Raw genomic sequence first — 4360 nt, 5'->3', positions numbered from 1 at the left:
GCCGATTTTCGCCCTCTCATGGCCCTTCCGCTCAAACAGGCAAAATCTCGTAGTTGAAATAATTGGGTTTTCTGAATCTCTAGGGCTGCAAACTTGCGCCTCAGGCACCCCAAAAAACCTATTTCAACAACCTGCTAGCGGGCGCGCACGACCACGACGGTGAGCGATGCCGGCAGGACCTCGATCCTCCCGTCGAAGGCCGGCTGGCTTACGTGGGCGGGCGGCAGGTTGCGGCCGGGATGGCTCTGGGGCCCCGCGTCGATCCATTCGTACTGGGCGGCGGAATAGCTCCAGAGTTCGGCGGGGCCCAGGAGCGCGCGGCCGGCCGCCAGGTACAGGGTGAAGGCGCGCTTGGGGTCGCGGTTGACGATCATCACGCCCAGCCGGCCGTCGGGGCGCAGGGCGACGAAGGCCTTCACGGCGTCCGCGTCCCTGGGGTCGCCGGTATCGACGCGCGCGGCATAGAGGCGGTGGGGTCCGGTGGGCTGCAGCCAGGCGCCGGTCAGCAGCCGCGCGGTCTGGAACGTGGGCGTCGAGGCCACGGCCTGGCCCGCTTCGTCGGCGGTGAACAGCATCAGGTTGCCGTAGCCGGCGCAGGGCTGGTGCTGGTTGACCGGCTCGTTGGGGCCGTAGCCGAACAGATAGGCCCCGTCGCCGCCCGCGGTCAGGAACTGGCCGGCGATATTGGCCATCAGCAGGGCGCTGGGCAACTCGGCCTCGGCGCGGCCGGAGAAGGCGGAGAAGCCGTATTCGGCGATGTGCCAGGGGATCGTGGTGGGCACGCCCTCCTTGCGGACCCGGTCCATCAGCCGGGCCATCAGGCCGCTCTGGGCCACCAGCTTGCCGTAGATGTCGCCGCAGATGTCGTCGAACGGATAGTGCTCGAAGGAGAAGAAGCCGAGGTCGGCTAGGCGGTGGCGGGCTTTCAGGTAGCGGATGAAGTGGCTGTTCCAGGAGCGGTCGGGGTCCGGGTCCAGCCAGGTGTCGGAGAGGCCGCTCTGCAGGCTGGGGCCGCCCAGCACCAGGCGGCGGTCGATGGCGTGCAGCAGGTCGACGGTCTCCAGGTAGAGGGCGCCGTAGTCCTCGCCGTCGACGTACTGGCCGTCGGGCTCTTCGCCCAGCTCGACCCGGGCGATGGGATAGTGGCGCGCCCGCAGGTAGCGGATCTCGGCGGCGGCGTTCTCGGGCGCGTCGTAGAGCACGCCCACCGGGACCATGACCGGCAGGCCATGCGTCAGGCCGCTGGCGAACACCCGGTCGAGCCCGGCCTGTTCCAGGTCGAGGTTCTTGTCCGACGCCCGGTGCCAGGGGTCGGTGGACGAGACGTGGGCGATGCTCTGGCCGTCGTGGCTGGCGGCGTGGCGGACGGCGTCGACGAAGGCCCCGTCAGGCCCGCGGCGCCCGAAGCCGGCCTCGCGCACCGCCACGCCGATGCGGTCGCGCGGATCGTCCGCGCCGGCTGGGGCGGTGTCGGAGCCCTGGGCCATGAACACCCGGACGAAGGCGGTGGGCCGGGCGGAGGGGCCGAGGTCCAGGCGCGCGGTCCCGCCGTGGCCGTCGCGGACCTCGCCATGGGGAAAGGTCTCCCAGCGGCCGTGGGCGTCGTACTCGTCGGCGCCGGTCCAGTACTGGACCTTGTAGCGGGTGGCGTAGGGCTCGCCCCAGGCGATCTGGGCGGTGTCGACGACCTGTCGCTCGCCCAGTTCCAGGATGAACCACTGCGGACGGGCGGTGGCGTGGCTGTAGCGCGGGTCGAGGTAGGGGTTGGACTTCCAGAAGGTGGCCGGGTCGCCGTCGTCCAGCATCGACCAGCGGGTGTTGTTGGCCATGTCGAGGGTGTCGCCGCGCCGCGGCAGGTCGTAGCCCCAGGAGGTCTGGATCGGCGCGCCGGGCCGGTCGCTGGAGGTCCAGTAGCCCTGCTGGCGCCCCGGGTCGCTCCACGCCCCAACGGGGTTCCAGTGCCAGGCGGCGATGCCGAGTTCGGTGCGCAAGCGGTAGGTGAGCGGCGCCAGGCCGGCGCTCGACATGGCCGCGACATTGCCGGGCGTCAGCAGACGGTCGACGCCGCCGCGCCAGGACCCGTCGATCCCGGCGCCCAGCGCCTGTTCGGTGCGGATCGTGTTGCGCAGCCCCGTGGGCGATAGGTCGACGATCAGCCGGCCGGTGGCGGCGGGCGCAGCGCTCGCCACCAGCACCAGCGCCGCTGCGCAGAGGGCCAGCCTCGGCGTGCGCATCCCTATTGGAACGGTACGACGGGGAGTTCGATGGACGAGGCCGTATCGCCGCTCAGGTAGATCCGCTGGGTGGCCTTGCGGTAGTCGGCCGGCTTGGCGAAGAAGATGTTGGGCACATAGGTCTGCGGGTTGCGGTCGTAGAGCGGGAACCAGGTGGACTGGACCTGCACCATGATCCGGTGGCCGGGCAGGAAGACGTGGTTGGCCGGCGGCAGGTCGAAGCGGTACTTCTGGACCTTGTTGGCCGGGATCGGCGAGGGGTGCTCGAAGCTCTCGCGATAGCGCCCGCGGAAGATGTCCATCCCGATCGGCAACTCGTAGCCGCCCATCTCCGGCTGCGAGGGGACGGCGTCCGGATAGACGTCGATCAGCTTCACGACCCAGTCGCTGTCGGTCCCGCTAGTGGCGGCGAACAGGTTCACGACGGGCTCGCCGGCGATCTTCAGCGGCGCCTTCAGCGGCTCGGTGACGAAGGTCAGCACGTCGGGGCGGCCGTCCACATGGCGCTGGTCGGTGGTCAGCCAGTAGCGCCACTGGTCGCCATCGTCCCAGCGAACCGGACGGTGGACGTAGGGCACCGGCTTGGCGGGGTCGGAGACATACTCCTCGAAGGCGGCGGGCTGGGCGGCCCTGTCGAACGACAGATGCAGGCCCGGCGTCAGGTAGAGCGGCCTCATGCCCGTCCCGCAGCCGGCGCCGCAGGCCAGCGGCCACGTCTGATAGTGGCCCCAGCGCAGGGTCCCGGTCTCGAAGATGGTCACCGGCGCGATATCGAGCTTCGGCCCGTTGGTCTTCAGATAGTGGTCCAGGAACGGCTTCAGCACCGTCAGCCGGAACTCAGTGGCGGTGTCGCCCGGCAGCTTCAGCGCATTGAGCTGGCGTTGCTCGTAGTTGGCGCCGGAGTGGCGCCAGGGGCCCAGCGCCAGGAAGTTCATGTCGTTGGCGGTGTCCTTGGTCTCCGTCGCCTCATAGGCGTGGATGGCGCCCCACATGTCCTCCTGGTCCCACAGTGCGCCCATCCAGAGGGTGGGGACCTTCAGCGGCTGTTTCGCCAGCAGCTTGTCGAGCGCCTGTTCCTGCCAGAACTGGTCGTAGGCGGGGTGCTCGCTGATCTTCTTCCAGGCCGGAATCTGGTCGAGGCCGGCGGCCCTGGCGTAGTCCCCGGCCGACCCGGCGCGCAGGAAGTTGTCGTAGTCGTCGAAGGTGGCGCGGGGGATGTCCTCGCCGGCCTTCTTGTCGGTCATCTGATCGGTGAACCAGTCGAAGTTGGTGGTGCGGAAGGCGCCGTAGTGGAACCAGTCGTCGCCCATCCAGCCGTCGACCATCGGGCTCTGCGGCACCGCGGCCCTGAGCGCCGGATGCGGGTTGATCAGGCCCATGGCGGTGGTGAAGCCGGGATAGGACGAGCCGATCATGCCGACCCGGCCGTTGCTCTCGGGCGTGTGCTTCACCAGCCAGTCGATGGTGTCGTAGGCGTCGGTGGCGTGGTCGACGGCGGTGGCGTTCAGCGGGCCGCGCAGGGGGCGGTTCAGCACATAGTCGCCCTCGGACTCGTACTTGCCGCGGACGTCCTGATAGGCGCGGATATAGCCGTCGGCCAGGAACGGCTCGTCCATCTGCGAGCCGGTGGCGGTGGCGTACGGCGACAGGTTGCGCGCGGCCGAGCGCTTGGCGTTGTAGGGCGTGCGCGTCAGCAGGATCGGCGCGTCCTTCGCGCCCTTGGGGATGATCAGCACGGTGTACAGCTTCACCCCATCGCGCATGGGGATCATCGCCTCGCGCTTGACGTAGTCGTACGATGCCTGCGGCCAGACGAAGTTGGGGTTGATGTCGGGGGTCATGATGGGCGTCGGCGGGGCCGGCGTCTGGGCCTGGGCCGGCGCGGCCAGGAGGGCGAACGCGGCAGCCATGGCCGCGACGGTGGAACGCAGGATCATCTGGCGACCGTAGCGATTGCAGAGCGCGTCGCAACCTCCTCTCCCCCGGCGAAGCCGAGAGGGAGAGGGTAGGGAGAGGGTCGGCGCAGGATAGGCCGCCGGCGCTCCGGGTTCAGCCATGATCCTGGCAGGCCCTTGATGAACCCCTGTCGCCGCCGAGAGGCCCAGCCGACCCTCTCCCTACCCTCT

At 69.5% G+C, this 4360-nt stretch carries 2 protein-coding genes; both read right to left on the bottom strand.

Going from position 1 to position 4360, the window contains the following annotated elements; all coding sequences use genetic code 11:
* Positions 1-134: 134 nt before the first annotated feature.
* Positions 135-2234: a discoidin domain-containing protein gene (locus tag Q0R13_RS20185; protein WP_293907354.1), complete on the bottom strand. Its 2100-nt coding sequence runs from the start codon at positions 2232-2234 to the stop codon at positions 135-137.
* A 2-nt stretch (positions 2235-2236) separates the two neighbouring features.
* Positions 2237-4171: a CocE/NonD family hydrolase gene (locus Q0R13_RS20180; RefSeq protein ID WP_293907352.1), complete on the bottom strand. Its 1935-nt coding sequence runs from the start codon at positions 4169-4171 to the stop codon at positions 2237-2239.
* Positions 4172-4360 lie beyond the last annotated feature (189 nt).

Source organism: Phenylobacterium sp. (assembly GCF_025351295.1).
Classification (GTDB): Bacteria; Pseudomonadota; Alphaproteobacteria; order Caulobacterales; family Caulobacteraceae; genus Phenylobacterium.
The sequence above is the reverse complement of the archived record's forward strand: the minus strand, read 5'-3'. Positions and strand labels throughout refer to the sequence as shown.

Coding starts and splice junctions, on each gene's coding strand:
- Q0R13_RS20185 (WP_293907354.1), bottom strand. CDS start 2,234: ATGCGCACGCCGAGGCTGGCCCTCTGCGCAGCGGCGCTGGTGCTGGTG.
- Q0R13_RS20180 (WP_293907352.1), bottom strand. CDS start 4,171: ATGATCCTGCGTTCCACCGTCGCGGCCATGGCTGCCGCGTTCGCCCTC.